Origin of the sequence: Hoeflea prorocentri (assembly GCF_027944115.1) — a bacterium.
In the GTDB taxonomy this organism is placed as follows: domain Bacteria; phylum Pseudomonadota; class Alphaproteobacteria; order Rhizobiales; family Rhizobiaceae; genus Hoeflea_A; species Hoeflea_A prorocentri.
This window is the reverse complement of the sequence record NZ_JAPJZI010000001.1, coordinates 615,449-629,674: the sequence shown is the minus strand read 5'-3', so window position 1 is coordinate 629,674 and position 14,226 is coordinate 615,449. Positions and strand designations below refer to the sequence as shown.

General features: G+C 58.6%; 13 protein-coding genes. 9 read left to right on the top strand and 4 right to left on the bottom strand.

Going from position 1 to position 14,226, the window contains the following annotated elements; genetic code table 11:
- Positions 1-44: 44 nt before the first annotated feature.
- The 7 genes from OQ273_RS02870 to OQ273_RS02840 are packed head-to-tail and all read left to right on the top strand — an operon-like array spanning position 45 to position 7,596.
- Positions 45-1,199 carry an acyl-CoA dehydrogenase family protein gene (locus OQ273_RS02870; protein WP_267988967.1) on the top strand — a complete coding sequence of 385 codons (1,155 nt, stop codon included), beginning with the start codon at positions 45-47 and terminating at the stop codon, positions 1,197-1,199.
- Positions 1,196-2,776, top strand: a complete 1,581-nt coding sequence (locus OQ273_RS02865) for a long-chain-fatty-acid--CoA ligase (RefSeq protein ID WP_267988966.1) — start codon at positions 1,196-1,198, stop codon at positions 2,774-2,776. Before OQ273_RS02870 ends, OQ273_RS02865 begins: the two co-directional genes overlap by 4 nt.
- Positions 2,769-3,566, top strand: a complete 798-nt coding sequence (locus tag OQ273_RS02860; protein WP_267988965.1) for an enoyl-CoA hydratase/isomerase family protein — start codon at positions 2,769-2,771, stop codon at positions 3,564-3,566. The genes OQ273_RS02865 and OQ273_RS02860 overlap by 8 nt, the downstream gene beginning before the upstream one ends.
- A gap of 9 nt (positions 3,567-3,575) precedes the next feature.
- Positions 3,576-5,144 (top strand): AMP-binding protein, encoded by a 1,569-nt coding sequence (locus OQ273_RS02855; RefSeq protein ID WP_267988964.1) that lies wholly within the window; start codon positions 3,576-3,578, stop codon positions 5,142-5,144.
- Positions 5,145-5,175: 31 nt separating this feature from the next.
- Positions 5,176-6,036, top strand: a complete 861-nt coding sequence (locus OQ273_RS02850; RefSeq protein ID WP_267988963.1) for a MaoC/PaaZ C-terminal domain-containing protein — start codon at positions 5,176-5,178, stop codon at positions 6,034-6,036.
- A 10-nt stretch (positions 6,037-6,046) separates the two neighbouring features.
- Positions 6,047-6,454 carry a Zn-ribbon domain-containing OB-fold protein gene (locus OQ273_RS02845; protein ID WP_267988962.1) on the top strand — a complete coding sequence of 136 codons (408 nt, stop codon included), beginning with the start codon at positions 6,047-6,049 and terminating at the stop codon, positions 6,452-6,454.
- Positions 6,451-7,596 (top strand): thiolase C-terminal domain-containing protein, encoded by a 1,146-nt coding sequence (locus tag OQ273_RS02840; protein WP_267988961.1) that lies wholly within the window; start codon positions 6,451-6,453, stop codon positions 7,594-7,596. The genes OQ273_RS02845 and OQ273_RS02840 overlap by 4 nt, the downstream gene beginning before the upstream one ends.
- 72 nt (positions 7,597-7,668) lie before the next feature.
- On the opposite strand, the gene OQ273_RS02835 is transcribed toward OQ273_RS02840, so the two are convergent.
- Entirely contained in the window at positions 7,669-8,367 is a 699-nt protein-coding gene (locus OQ273_RS02835) for a class I SAM-dependent DNA methyltransferase (protein ID WP_267988960.1), read from the bottom strand.
- Positions 8,368-8,530: 163 nt separating this feature from the next.
- Here OQ273_RS02835 and OQ273_RS02830 point away from each other — a divergent pair, with 163 nt between their 5' ends.
- Complete coding sequence (locus tag OQ273_RS02830) at positions 8,531-9,913, top strand: FAD-binding oxidoreductase (protein WP_267988959.1); 1,383 nt, start codon at positions 8,531-8,533, stop codon at positions 9,911-9,913.
- A gap of 69 nt (positions 9,914-9,982) precedes the next feature.
- Positions 9,983-10,747 carry an SDR family NAD(P)-dependent oxidoreductase gene (locus OQ273_RS02825; protein ID WP_267988958.1) on the top strand — a complete coding sequence of 255 codons (765 nt, stop codon included), beginning with the start codon at positions 9,983-9,985 and terminating at the stop codon, positions 10,745-10,747.
- A 77-nt stretch (positions 10,748-10,824) separates the two neighbouring features.
- On the opposite strand, the gene OQ273_RS02820 is transcribed toward OQ273_RS02825, so the two are convergent.
- The 3 genes from OQ273_RS02820 to OQ273_RS02810 are packed head-to-tail and all read right to left on the bottom strand — an operon-like array spanning position 10,825 to position 14,137.
- The gene (locus OQ273_RS02820) at positions 10,825-12,123 is read right to left on the bottom strand and encodes an NAD(P)/FAD-dependent oxidoreductase (RefSeq protein WP_267988957.1); all 1,299 of its coding nucleotides are present in this window, start codon (positions 12,121-12,123) and stop codon (positions 10,825-10,827) included.
- The gene (locus OQ273_RS02815) at positions 12,054-12,959 is read right to left on the bottom strand and encodes an amidohydrolase family protein (RefSeq protein WP_267988956.1); all 906 of its coding nucleotides are present in this window, start codon (positions 12,957-12,959) and stop codon (positions 12,054-12,056) included. The genes OQ273_RS02820 and OQ273_RS02815 overlap by 70 nt, the downstream gene beginning before the upstream one ends.
- On the bottom strand, positions 12,956-14,137 hold the full coding sequence (locus tag OQ273_RS02810; protein ID WP_267988955.1) for an NAD(P)/FAD-dependent oxidoreductase: 1,182 nt from the start codon (positions 14,135-14,137) through the stop codon (positions 12,956-12,958). Before OQ273_RS02810 ends, OQ273_RS02815 begins: the two co-directional genes overlap by 4 nt.
- Positions 14,138-14,226 lie beyond the last annotated feature (89 nt).

Genomic DNA, 14,226 nt, shown 5'->3' with positions numbered 1-14,226 from the left:
TGTAAAGAGGGATCAACGCACAGGACCCCAGGGAGGATGGCGGAATGTTCAAACGCACCGTATTCAGCGACGAGCATGAGATGTTCCGCGACCAGGTTCGCCGTTTTGTTGAAGAAGAAATCAGACCCTACCACGATCAATGGGAAAAGGACGGTCGCGTTAGCCGACAGGCCTGGCTCAAGGCGGGTGAGAACGGACTGCTGTGCGCGGCCATGCCCGAAGAGTATGGCGGCGCGGGAGCCGATTTCCTGTTTTCCATGGTTGTCATGGAGGAACTCGCCCGCGCCGGGGCCATGGGGCCGGGTTTCAGTCTGCATTCCGATATCGTGGCGCCCTACCTTCTTTATTACGGTACGGAGGAGCTCAAAAAGGAATGGCTGCCAAAGATGGCACGCGGGGAGGCGATCGGAGCTCTGGGCATGACGGAGCCGGGCGCAGGCTCGGACGTACAAGGCATCAAGACGACCGCCATTCGCGATGGGGACGACTTCGTAATCAATGGCCAGAAGGTCTTCATCACCAATGGCGGCAACTGCGATCTGATCGTTCTGGCATGCAAGACCGACCCGGCTGAAGGTGCAAAGGGCACATCCTTGATCCTTGTCCCGTCCGACACGCCCGGCTTCCGCAAGGGCAATAAGCTGCTCGAAAAAGTCGGCTGGAAGGCGCAGGATACCGCCGAGTTGTTTTTTGACAACGTTCGTGTGCCGATCACAAATCTGCTTGGGCAGGACGGCCGCGGCTTTTACCAGATGATGGAGCAACTGCCGCAGGAACGCCTGCTGCAGTGCGTGCGGGCGGTTGCCAACCTTGAGGCCGCGCTTGAATGGACAATCGAGCATGTCAGGGAGCGAAAGGCATTTGGCAGGACGATCGCCGACTTCCAGAATACGCGCTTCAAACTGGCAGAGGTCAAGGCGGAAGCCGTGATGCTGCGCGTCTTTGTCGACAAATGCCTGGAGATGCATCTTGCCGGAGAACTCGATTCGGTCGATGCAGCCATGGGCAAGATGCTGACCTCCGAGATGTTGTGCCAGCGGTTGGACGACCTGCTGCAATTGCATGGCGGCTATGGATATATGTGGGAATATCCCATAGCGCGAGCATGGGCCGATGCGCGCGTGGGCCGAATCGCAGGGGGCACCGGCGAAATCATGCGTGAAATCATAGGGCGTTCGATCCTTGGAGGCAGCCGATGATACGTCTTCCGGACCTGGTGCGGAAATACGCCTTTCACACACCGGACAAGATGGCGACCTATTTCGAGGGACGTGCCCATAGCTGGGCGCAGTTCAGCGCTCGCATGCACGGCGCGGCCAAGGCGCTGCAGGATCTTGGCGTCGGCCCCGGCGACCGGGTCGCATTTCTGGGCATGAATTCGCACTGGCTCGTCGAGATGTATCTGGTGCCCAGCATGATCGGGGCGCTCTGTGTTCCGATCAATTACCGGCTTTCTGAGGACGAGATGGCTGAAACGATCGATGATTGCACGCCGCAAATCCTGATTGTTGACCGGCATTTTCAGGAGCAGGCGGCTGCATTGATGGAACGTTGCCCGTCACTGGAGACGCTTATCTTTGCCGATTGGGATGCCCCTGCCCCGGTTCTGCCGCCGGACACACTGAACTATGATGATCTCATCGCACAGGCCGGAAACGTCGCTGCGGATGCTTTCGACGATCTGGCGTCAGCCTCCGACGATACGATGATCCTGTTTTATACATCCGGCACGACGGGTCAGCCGAAAGGCGTCATGCTGTCCCATTCCAATATGCAGGCGAACGCCACCGGCACCGGGCCGCTCTACAAGTACCGTTCGGACGATGTGCTCCTGCTGTCGGGGCCGATGTTTCATCTGGGCACCGGCAGCCGTGTCTTCACATCGATCGTCTACGGCACGACCAAGATCATTCAGGCGAAATTCGAGGTCGAGGAGACCATGCGCCTGATCCAGGACCAAAAGGTCACCACAATGACCATGGTGCCGACAATGTTGCGCATGATCCTCGATCATCCGACCTTTCCCACATTTGATTTCTCGTCGCTTCGCTGCCTGACCTATGGCGCGGCGCCAATGCCCATCGGCGTTATCAGCCAATGCCTGGAACAAATCCCGGATGTTACCTTTTGCCAGGGTTACGGCATGACGGAGGCGGCACCGAACCTGTGCGTCCTGCGCCCGGAGGATCATGAACCCATTGATGGCGTAATCCCGAAACTCGCCTCGGTCGGCCGTCCGATCCACACAACCGATCTGAGGATCGTCGACGAAAACGATAAGCCGGTGAAACAGGGAGAGACGGGCGAACTGACCGTGCGGGGCCCGCAGATCATGAACGGTTACTGGAACAAGCCCGAAGAGACCGGCGAAGCGATGCGCGGCGGTTTCTATCATACCGGCGACGCAGGCTATGAGGACGAAGACGGGTATATCTATCTGGTTGGCCGCACCAAGGAGATGATCATCACCGGCGGTGAGAACGTTTATCCGATCGAGACCGAGAACTGCCTGTCAAAACATCCCGACGTGGCCTCTGCGGCAGTTCTTGGCCTGCCTCACGACAAATGGGGAGAAATGGTGGTTGCCGTCGTGGCCCTGCATGACGGCGCACGGGTCACCGGGGACGATCTGATTGCCTATTGTCGCGGCAAAATCGCCGGATACAAGGTGCCCAAATCAATCCGCATATGGGATGGCCCCCTTCCACTCAGCCACACAAACAAGATCGACAAACAGAAAATTCGGGCAAAGATTTCGGAGACAACAGATGAGTGATCCGGTTCGCCTGACGCGCAGCGACGGCATTGCGCTTTTGGAAATGGCAAGGCCCGATACCCGCAACGCCTTTTCGGACGAGATCAAATCGGGCCTGAGCGACGCTCTGCAGACCTTGACAGAGGCCACTGACCTGCGCGCATTGATTTTTACCGGATCGGACGGTGTCTTTTGTGCCGGCGGCGATCTGAAGGCAATGCTTGAGCGGCACCGTTCTGGCCACAAAAACACAGCCGAGGACATGCGGAACCGCATGCTGGAACTGCATGTCTGGTTCAAGAAACTGCGCGACCTGCCCGTTCCGGTGATCGTAGCCGTAGATGGCCCGGCCTTCGGTGCCGGGCTCGGCCTTGCCCTTTGCGGCGACATCGTTCTGGCGTCCGATCGCGCGCTGTTCTCAGCCTCTTTTACAAAAGTCGGCGCGGTGCCGGATTGCAACCTGATGTGGTCCCTGCCCCGGGTCGTCGGACAGCAACGGGCGCGCGAGATGTTTTTCACGGCGCGGACGGTCGATGCCCAGGAGGCCCTGCGGCTCGGCTTGTGCATGGAGGTCCTGCCTGCAGAAAAGCTCCTGCCTCGGGCCAAGGAAATTGCCGCGATGATGGAGAATGTCTCGCCGACTGCCTATGCCTTGACCAAGGAAATCATGGCCCATGCGATGCAGGCCGACAGCGACACCATTCTCAAAATGGAGGCTGATGCCCAGGCCAAATGCCTGACCAGCGAATACCATTTGGATGCGATCGGCCGGTTTGCATCAAAGACGCCGCCGGCTTTCAACTTCAAGTAAGCGCTAAAGATGGAAAAACACAGAGTTTTCAGCAGTCCGTCCACGCTTGATATCCCTGAGATGTCCATAACCGAATGGGTCTTCCAGGGCCTTGCGCTGCGTGAGGACAGACCGGTCTTCACAGAAGTCAACACCGGGCGGGAGATCACTGGCTGCGAGGCCATGCGCGACATACGCGCTCTTGCCGGCGGGCTGGTCGCGCTTGGCCTGAAAAAGGGTGATGTCGTCGCCGTTATGGCGCCCAATTCCATAGACTTTTTCGTGCTTTTCCACGCGGTGGCGATGGCAGGCGGAACGCTGACCATGGCCAATCCTTCCTACACCCCGGAGGAACTGGCCTATCAGCTCAAACAATCCTGCGCGCGCATGATTTTTGTCGACGACGCTTTCATGGAAAACGCGCAACAGGCAGTACAAGGCACCGACGTTCAACAGATCGTGGCGATCGGAGCCGCCGAAACGGGTGTCTTGGCTATGACCGAGGTAATCGGACCGCCCCTTGACCATCAGGTTCCGGTTGATCTGCGTGAGGATATCGCGGTCATTGCGTTTTCGTCCGGCACCACCGGGTTGCCGAAGGGCGTGATGCTGACACACCGCAATATTGTCGCCAACGCCGCCCAATGGTGTCAGGCGCGCGGTATCGGACCCGACGATACAGCCCCTTGCTTCCTTCCTTTCTTCCATATCTTCGGATTGGTGCTATGCCAGATGGTCTATCCTGCTTCCGGCGCGCATCAGCATCTGATGCAGCGATTTGACCTGGAAAAATATCTGCAGGTCGCGCAAGACAGCGGCGCACAGCGCCTCTGGGTGGTTCCGCCGATTGCCATCGCGCTTGCAAAGAACCCGCTCGTCGATCGTTTCGATTTGTCTGCCGTGAAGGAAATTGGCTGCGGCGCAGCGCCACTGTCACACGAGATCGGCGACAGCATTCGCAATAGGCTCGGCTGCTCGTTCCTTCAGGGCTTTGGCATGACCGAGGTCAGCGGTGTCAGCCATTCTCACCTGAAAGGCGGAGCCAAACCGGACACACTCGGCACGCCGGTTGCCAATACATCGTGCAGGATCGTCGATCCGGACACGCAGGATGATCTTGGTCCTGATCAGCCCGGCGAATTGTGGATCAAAGGCCCATCAGTGATGAAGGGTTATCTGAACGATCCGGGGGCCACGGCTGAGACGATCGCCGAAGGCGGCTGGCTTCGCACTGGCGATATAGCGACCGTCGATGCTGACGGGCATCTGCGGATCGTCGACCGGCTGAAAGAGATGATCAAGGTCAAGGGATTTCCCGTCGCGCCGGCTGAAGTGGAAGCGGCCCTGATCGCACATCCCGATATCCTTGAAGCCGCTGTCTTCGGCATTCCGGATCAGGAAAAGGGCGAAGTGCCGATGGCGCTGATTGTGACCCCAAAAGGCGCTGCGTTGGATTTGACGACCGTGCAGGAACACCTCGCCGGGCGGCTTGCCCGATACAAGATCGTGCAGGCGCTGGAGGTCGTTGAGGCCATTCCGAAGGCCGCGTCGGGCAAGATCCTGCGGCGGGTGTTGCGCAAGCAGTACTCCTCGGGATGAGCTTGGTGAAAAACGTGGAAGGTTCTGCCGAATGATCGACAGGGACGCCTTGATGGCGCGAGAGTTTCCGGTGGTTGAGCACAGCTACACCGCAAAGGACTGCACCCTCTTTGCGCTTGGCGTCGGGCTTGGAGCCGACCCTTTGGCGCCGGCCGACCTTAAGGCCGTGTATGAAAGGTCGGAGGGATTTGCCCCCCTGCCTGCGATGGTCAATGTGTTGGCCTATCCGGGCTTCTGGGCGATGGAGCCTGACACGGGACTGACCTGGCAGAAAATCCTTCATGGTGAGCAAAGCCTGACCTTGCATGCCCCTCTTCCGAAAGAGGGAACGGTCCTTGGCAAGACGCACATTGTCGACATTGTCGACAAGGGCGCAGACAAGGGTGCGCTCATCTACTCGGAACGGATGATTTCGGACAAGGCGACGGGAATGGACCTTGCAACGGTAGCCAGTACGGTCTTTGCGCGCGCTGATGGCGGTTTTGGCGGCGCCAGCGGCCCGTTAAAACCGGTGCATCGCCTGCCCGAGCGTGCACCCGATACCCATCACGATTTCAGCACGTCACCCAGAAATGCGTTGATCTACCGCTTGAGCGGAGATTTCAACCCGCTGCACGCCGACCCGCAGGTTGCAAAAGGCGCCGGCTTTGAGCGGCCTATTCTGCACGGGCTTTGCACAATGGCCGTGGTCTCATGGTCCATCCCCATGGCCCTGCGCGACGGTGACTTCACGGCGCTTTCCCATATGCAACAGCGCTTCTCGGCCCCCGTCTATCCGGGCGAGACGATCCGCACGGAGATCTGGGTCGATGGCGATGACGTGAGTTTCCGTGCCAGCGTGTTGGAACGCGACGTCGTTGTGCTGAACAACGGCCTGGCCCGTTTGAGTTAAGGAACTGGACATGACCGACAAACCGGTACCGACCATCTACCCTGAGACACAGTTCTATTGGGATGGGGCAAAGGAAGGCAAACTGCTCATCAATCGCTGCATTCCATGCGATGCACCCTTTTTCCCGCCGCGCCCGTTCTGTCCGGCCTGCGGCAGCCGCGATGTCGACGTGATTGCGGCCTCCGGCAAAGGGCGCCTTTATTCCTATGTCATCAGCCACCTGCCGGCACCGGGCTATGAACCGCCATATGTCGTCGCGGTTGTCGAACTGGAGGAAGGCGTGCGCATGGTCTCCAACCTGCTGGATACGCCGGCAGACCCGGATGCGCTTGATCTCGACATGGCGCTGGAAGTGACATTCGAGACGCGCGGCGAGGTCACCGTTCCGCAATTCCGTCCCGCGGGAGGCCCCTCATGAGCCGTGCAGAGATCGCCATTGTCGGTGCGGCCGAAACAACGCGCCTCGGCAAGGTGCCGGAACTCAGCCAGACAGGGCTTCACGCCGATGCCGCCCTCAATGCTCTGGAAGAATGCGGGCTGAAGCCGTCCGATATAGACGGGATCGCAACGGCAGGCCACGACGTAGCCGAGATCGCCCAGTATCTTGGCATCACGCCCACCTGGGCCGACGGAACATCAGTGGGTGGATGTTCATTTATTACCCTGGTGCGCCATGCTGCGGCAGCCATCAAAACAGGGCTGTGCAAAACAGTTCTGATCACCCATGGCGAAAGCGGTCGTTCAAACAATCGTTCGCACAGGCCCCTTTTCCCATCAATGCAGCAACAGGAATTCGAGAACACCTATGGCGCGGCATTACCGCCGACAAAATTCACACTGCCGGTGATGCGCAAGATGAAGGATCATGGGCTGACGGAAGAACAACTGGCCATGGTCGCGGTGGTCCAGCGCGAATGGGCGGCAATGCATCCCCGGGCAACAGCGCGGGATCCCATCACGGTGGATGATGTTTTGACCTCGCGCATGATTGCCTATCCGTTTCGCAAGCTCATGTGCTGCCTTGTCAGCGATGGTGGCGGCGCCCTCGTGCTGACGGGCGCCGAGCGGGCCGAAGATTTCCCGACAAAACCGGTTTATCTGCGCGGCATGGGCGGCGAGAGCGCCGAAGGCCCGATGATCAGCCAGATGGAGAGTTTCACCTCATCCAGGGCGTTTCGCATGTCCGGCAGGTTGGCTTTTGAAAGCGCCGGCCTCACCCATGCGGATGTCGACCATCTGATGATCTATGACGCCTTTGCGCACCTTCCGATCTATGGTTTGGAAGACCTTGGTTTCGTCGCGCCCGGCGAAGCAGGAGCCTTTATTGCGGAAGGGCACACAAGACCCGGCGGCAAGCTGCCGCTCAACACGAATGGCGGCGGACTGAGCTATATGCATTCCGGCATGTACGGCATGTACGCCCTTCAGGAAAGCGTGCGCCAGATGCGCGGTGTCTCGCCTGCGCAGATTGACGGCGCAAAACTGTCGCTCGTTCACGGCGTCGGCGGCATGTTCTCAGCCGCCGCGACCGTCGTGCTGACAAACGAGCGGCAATGGTAAGGCGGAGCGGGCCTAGCGCAACCGGCCAAAAGGGATGATCTCCGGTCTTTTCGGATCGAGCCGATTGCCCGCTCAGTCCCCATACCATTGCTCGACAGCAAGACCCGCCGCATCGAGCAGTTCGTCCAGCACGTCCTTTTGCGGAAACACGATCTGCGACACGGTGCTCAGCGTCCTGCCGGTTCGAAGAATCCGGTAATATGTCTCGTAACTCACGATCCCGGTAGCAGGATCCTCGGATACGTTGTTCCAGGTTTCCACGTTCCCATGTTCCGGGTGTTCGATCTGCTGCCGATCTTCAGGTGTCCAGCGTTTCCAGGATTTTAGCGACGGGTTCCTCGTGTCGAATATGAAGCGGCCATCGGGCGACAAGTGGTGTGCGATGGTTTCAAGCGCAGACAGCTGATCTTCGCGGGTGAGGAAAACCTGGAAAGCATGTCCCGTCAGCAGAACGAGATCAAAGCGGCGCTCCAGCCGGACTGTGCGGGCATCGGCTTCAACCCATTGAACACGCTCCCCGCCCGGCCGCTGGCGCGCGATCTCAAGCATGGCGCTGGCCGGATCGACACCCGTTAAATTGCGCCCCTTGGACAAAGCAGCCAGCAACGCGCCAGTGCCGCATCCCAGATCCAGGACCGAACCAGCATCCGCCGCCAACCGCTTGCAGAAATCGAAGTCGGCGCGCTCAGGCCCGAAATTGGCGTCATAAAGCTGAGCAAATTGCGGATCGGTATAAAGCGGGTCTTCGAATACGCCGTCGCTCTCAGCCATTGAAACCTCAATCACATGCGCGTTCGGATCAGAATAAAGACAGACCCCGTGAGAGCTATCCACCTTCTGCAGGCTCTCGTCATAATGACTGGCAAGAATTTAGGCTACATATATCCGGTTTTCCCAAATATGATCCGCCCGGCGCAAACAGCGGAGGATTAAAGTGCAGCAGAATTACGAAGCCTGTCTGGGGGTCCTCAAACAGCAATTCGGGGAGCGGTTCGAGGCGTCGGAAGCAATGCGGCGTCACCACGTGAATTCCACGACCTGGCTTGAGGCACAGCTTCCGGATTGTGTCGTCTTTCCCCACGACACGGGAGAGGTCGCTTCTGTGCTGAAAACCTGCAACGCCTATGGCGTTCCCGTTATCCCCTTTGGGGCGGGCACCTCCGTGGAGGGACATGTCAATGCTCCCAGGGGCGGCGTGTCGATGGACTTTTCAAAGATGGCGAATATCCTCGAAATTGTCCCTGAGGACCTGATCGCGGTTGTGCAGCCCGGCGTGACACGCAAACGGCTGAACGAGGAACTGCGGGCAACCGGACTGCATTTTCCGATCGATCCCGGTGCGGATGCGAGCATCGGCGGAATGGTGTCGACGCGGGCGTCGGGAACCAATGCCGTCAGATATGGCACAATGGCCGAAAACGTCCTGGCGCTGGAATGTGTTCTGGCCAATGGAGAGATCATCAGAACCGGCACCCGCGCCAAGAAATCCTCCGCCGGCTACGACCTGACCCGGCTTCTGGTCGGGTCCGAAGGCACGTTGGCCGCGATAACCGAGATCACGGTAAAGCTCCACGGCATCCCCGAACACATCGTGGCCGGCGTCGCGACATTTCCGTCCATCGAGGCCGCTTGCAATGCGGTCATATCGTGCGTTCAGTGCGGGTTGAATGTCGGCAGGCTGGAACTTCTCGACACCGCGCAGATCAGCGCCTGCAACCGCTATTCAAAACTGGACCTGACAGAAGCGCCGACCTTGTTCTTCGAGTTTGCAGGTATGGAAGATGCCGTAAAGGCCGAGTTCAAGGTGTTTCGCGAACTGCTGGACGACGCAGGAGCCAAAGATATCAAGGCTGCCTCGAATGCGGACGAGATCGGCAGACTATGGAAAGCCCGCCACGATGCCTATTGGGCCGCTGTTGCGGCGATGCCCGGAAAATCAGGCCACACGACGGACGCCTGCGTTCCGATCTCTCACCTGGCCGAAAGCATAAAGGCCGCACAGAACGATCTGGCCGAGCTTGGATTGCCGGGAACGATTGTCGGGCATGTGGGCGACGGAAATTTCCATGTTCTGATCGGCATCGATCCGCTGGACCCGGATGAAACGGCCAAGGCGCATAAGCTGCTGGAACAGATTTCCGAAAGGGCGATCAAGGTCGGGGGCACCTGCACCGGTGAACACGGGATTGGACAGGGCAAGCGCGAAACACTGCTGCTCCAGTCAGGCAATGCCGTCAATGTGATGGCAGCGATCAAGCAAAGCCTGGACCCCAAAGCGATCATGAATCCGGGCAAAGTCTTGCCGGATTCATTTTAGCATCGGAAACATATGGCACCTGAACCGGCAAAGCCGGCTCACCCGGCGGACAAGCGGGAAGGAGACGACATGGCAAAAGTGGCTTTGATCACGGGCGGCGGAAGCGGGATCGGCCATGCGACGGCGCTCAAGCTTGCTGAGGAAGGGCACGGCATCGCCATTGCCGACCGCAACGAAGAAGCGGCAAAGACTGTGGCAGCGGAAGTCGGCGGCATGGCCATCACGCTGGATGTGGCCAAGGAAGCAGATGTCGACCGGACGGTCGAGCAGGTTGAAACGGACCTCGGACCGATCGAAATCCTCGTAAATTCCGCCGGCGTTTTGCAGAACGCCATGTCCTCGCGCCGCATGAGCATGCAGGAGCACGACAGGATCTGGCAGGTCAATTACCGCGGCACCTACATGATGTGTCGCTCGACCGGAGCGCGGATGCGGGCCCGCAAGACAGGGGCGATTGTCAATTTGAGCTCAATAAACGGAGCCATGCCATTACCGCTGCCGGCTTATGCGCCGGGTAAGGCCGCCATTGTCAGCCTGACGGAGCTCCTGGCCGCCGAGATGGGCCCGGACATGGTGCGGGTCAACTGTGTTGCGCCGACCTTCACACTGACCCCGGTCCTCAAACAGCGTATTGAAGCCGGCCAGCGAGACCGCGAGGCGATCCTGAATGCCGGCGCGCTACCGATGTTCGTGATGCCTGAACACATCGCCGACGCAATCGCTTTCCTGTGTTCGGACCGGGCCGCGGCGATCACTGGCGTAACGCTGCCCGTCGATGCGGGCTGGCTGGCCGCCATTGCTTACAAGAACTTCGTCGGGCCGGTAGAGGACTAACCGCTTCGGTTTCCTTCGGTCGCGCAACAGGTGTTTACGCTAACATATTGTTGTAGTGGGGTTTTAAACGCCTCAGCTCATCGGTCGGGGCGAAAGGGCGCTAAAGATATGGGACTCATTTCATTGTGGAAATGCGCCCGTGCAATTTCCGCTGTTACTGCGGCCATGGTCAGCCCCAGATGTCCGTGGCCATAGGCAAGAAAAACCCGATTGCTTGATGGCGCGGCCCCAATCACAGGCATTGAGTCAGGTGTGCTGGGCCGATCGCCGGACCAAAGGTTTGGCTTGTTGTCAGCAATGCCAAGGAACGGTTTTGCCTTGTCGAGAACCGGGGCAATGCGATCAAAATCGGGTTTTCGCGAAGACCGCGTGAACTCGGCGCCGGTCGTCAACCGGACGCCTTCCCTCATCGGCGAGGCGACCACACGCATGTCGACCAGCAGCGCAGACCTTCGAAACCGGGCAGGAACATCATACTGCTCGTGATACCCTCTTTCTGCGATCAACGGCACTCTCGCGCCATGCGGACGCGCAAGGCTGGCGCTGCCCAGACCTGCCGCAATGACAACGGCATCGAAAGCATGCTCGTCCAGATCCGTTTTGATCATAACGCCGGCGGAACCGGCCGTGACATCAACAACCGTTTCGGCGCATATCCCTGCCATAGACCCTTTGCGAAAGGCCTCAAGCAACGCCTGCGGTGAGGTGATCTGCGCCACATCGGGAAACAAGGTGGCTCCGACAACCCCGGATCGCGATGCAGACTCAATCAGCCCCGGTTCGAGCTCGAACAGTTCATCGGTCCTCAAGTCTGTTACAGCGATGCCCATATCCCGTCGGCGCGAAAGCGCATCCCTGGCACCCCGGGCAGTCTCCTCCGACAGATAGACATGCAAGAGGCCTTTTTTCTCGCGCAACTTTTCAACATTTGCATCCTTCAGGAGTAGATTGAGCCAGTCATCCGAAACCGACAGTATCGAGGCCAGCGCATGCATTGCTTGACTGGCACTGGATCGCCGGCAGGCCCAAAGGAACCTGGCAAGCCAACGTGGCTGCCCGAGAAGATCAACTAATCTCAATGTAAGGGGATGCGTCGGGTCGGCATGATTTCGAAATGCAGAGCTCAGATTTTCTGGTGATGCCCATGGAACAACTGATGCTGTTCCGATATGGCCGGCATTTCCGTAGGACGTCGATCGTTTTCCGGCGGCGGGGTCAAAAAACGTCACATCGTGACCCGAACCCGCCAATCTGAAGCCGATTGCTGAGCCGACAATTCCGGCGCCGACGATTGCGGTTTTCAAGTCTAGTGCCTGGAGAAATAGAGTTCGGCAGGTGTCTGTGCAAAAATCCGTTGTATCTGCCTTTCGGAGCACACGCTCAGAACCCAATCCACAAGACGGCCGGCATCAGGTTGCGGGCCATTGTAGATCACATACGGCCAATCCGTCCCCCAAACGATACGGTCATCCCGGGCGGAAAGAAGAGCCATGAGAGCATTTTGGCTCTCAATATACGGCATGTCTTCCCGCCGGTATGGAGCGGAAAGCTTGACGTAAAGCCACCCCTCCTCCATCGCCCGAAGGAAGCCGTTCGAATATGGCGCGGGAGCCTGCGGAGAAAAGCTCGCCATGTGATCGACCACAACCTTGATACCAAATGCCCTGAAATCGTCCTGAAGGGCGTCAAACTGATCCTGACAGTCCAGCAGGATCTGCACATGCAGTCCGAGTTCGCCAAGCAGCGGCGCTATGCGCTTCAGGCCTTCATGGTCCAAAGCGCCGGGGTGCCGCATGTTGACACGAACGCCACAGACACCTTCGGCCTTCAGTTTGCGAAGCTCTGTCTTTGAGACATCCGGCCCGACCAGTGCGATGCCTCGGAAGGCTCCGCCACCCCGCCGCAGCGCTTCGACGAGAAGGCGATTGTCTTCGCGATAGGCAACGGATCCGACAAGGACAGCCCGCTCCAGACCCAGCACTTGCATTTGTCTTTCGAGACGCCCGAGCCAATCATCGAGCGTGCCCTCGGCGGGACGTTCATAGATATTCGTCGCCAGCGGAAAGCATTCCGCTTCGCCGAAGATATGGAGGTGGGAATCGCACGCACCCGAGGGTAAGATCGAGGATGGTGCCGATGGCGGATCCATTGGTAGCCGCCCCTTTGGCGCGGATAACCCGGCCACGGGTTGACGCGCTGTCGCCTTGTTCATTGATCGCCCTCCTCAAGCATAATGTCCGCCGCAGCATCCTGAGTGGAAAAACGTTCCGCAGCCAAACCGGATATATCCGTTCTCGGCTCCCGTTCGGCAACAAGATCCGCCACGACCTGCGCCACTGCAGGTGCGATCTGAAAACCATGTCCCGAGAAAGCAAAGGCATGGATAATGTCGGGATGTTTCGCCGAACGGCCGATGATCGGCAAACCATCGGTGCTGTATGCCTCAAGCCCCGCCCATGATTTCGTCACCTCGACACCATCAAGTGCACCAAGCAGGGAGCGGGCGGTCGCCAGATTTTGCTCTTCTTCATCGCTGATGCTTTCGGCGCGTCCCTCGTCAGGATAGGGAACCCCACGATGTCCGCCTCCGATCAGGAAACGGCCATCGCGCACCTGCTTGAGTGTCAGTCTGCGGCCAACGGTCTGGACAACGGGTCCCAACGCCACATCCGCAGCCGCCGTTTCCAACGCGATCGGCGCTCGGGTTTCAACACGAAAATCGTCACCGGCCAGTCCCGCAATGGCCGAACCGCCATAGCCAGCCGCATTCACGATTTTCGCGCACCTGAGTTTGCCGCGATCGGTTTCAAGTTCAAAACCACCGTTAATTGACGCGAGACCGGTCACATTCGTTTGCGCGGAAAACCCGACACCAGTTTCAATTGCGGCCTGAATGACAGATTGTCCCACACCGTCAGGTTCAGCATATCCGTCATCGGGTGTGAACAACCCCAGCGTGAGGCCATTTGTATGAAGACCGGGAACACGGTTGGATATTTGCGCCGCGCTCATCAACTCGACGCGTCCCATTCCCGCATCCCGCGCGTTCTTCAGGTGCACGTGGAGCGTTTCCGCCTCGTCATCCGTTTCCGCGAGGATCAGATGCCCGACGGCATTGAAGGCGCCGGCAAGGGGCGTTCCACTTGTTTTTCGCCACAAATCATGCGCCGCCATCGCCAGCGGCATCTCTTCCTTTGAACGGCCGATTCGCCGCACACCTCCTGCATTCAAAGCCGATGCTTGTGAAAAAAGCTCGCTCCTGTCACAGACCAATACACGTCTGCCCTCGAGTGCGATATTTATCGCGATCAGAACGCCGACAAGGCCCGATCCGACAATGATGACATCGGCTGATACAACATTAAAATCTCTTATGTTATTTGCATTCATTATAAGATCATAGAAAGTTATGCACACGAGTGCAACCAAAGTAAGAATCTCCCCCGTTTGGTTTGCCGAACCTGTCGTTGCGCGCTATT

Coding starts and splice junctions, on each gene's coding strand:
- OQ273_RS02850 (WP_267988963.1), top strand. CDS start 5,176: ATGATCGACAGGGACGCCTTGATGGCGCGAGAGTTTCCGGTGGTTGAG.
- OQ273_RS02855 (WP_267988964.1), top strand. CDS start 3,576: ATGGAAAAACACAGAGTTTTCAGCAGTCCGTCCACGCTTGATATCCCT.
- OQ273_RS02870 (WP_267988967.1), top strand. CDS start 45: ATGTTCAAACGCACCGTATTCAGCGACGAGCATGAGATGTTCCGCGAC.
- OQ273_RS02845 (WP_267988962.1), top strand. CDS start 6,047: ATGACCGACAAACCGGTACCGACCATCTACCCTGAGACACAGTTCTAT.
- OQ273_RS02810 (WP_267988955.1), bottom strand. CDS start 14,137: ATGAATGCAAATAACATAAGAGATTTTAATGTTGTATCAGCCGATGTC.
- OQ273_RS02815 (WP_267988956.1), bottom strand. CDS start 12,959: ATGAACAAGGCGACAGCGCGTCAACCCGTGGCCGGGTTATCCGCGCCA.
- OQ273_RS02835 (WP_267988960.1), bottom strand. CDS start 8,367: ATGGCTGAGAGCGACGGCGTATTCGAAGACCCGCTTTATACCGATCCG.
- OQ273_RS02840 (WP_267988961.1), top strand. CDS start 6,451: ATGAGCCGTGCAGAGATCGCCATTGTCGGTGCGGCCGAAACAACGCGC.
- OQ273_RS02860 (WP_267988965.1), top strand. CDS start 2,769: ATGAGTGATCCGGTTCGCCTGACGCGCAGCGACGGCATTGCGCTTTTG.
- OQ273_RS02825 (WP_267988958.1), top strand. CDS start 9,983: ATGGCAAAAGTGGCTTTGATCACGGGCGGCGGAAGCGGGATCGGCCAT.
- OQ273_RS02865 (WP_267988966.1), top strand. CDS start 1,196: ATGATACGTCTTCCGGACCTGGTGCGGAAATACGCCTTTCACACACCG.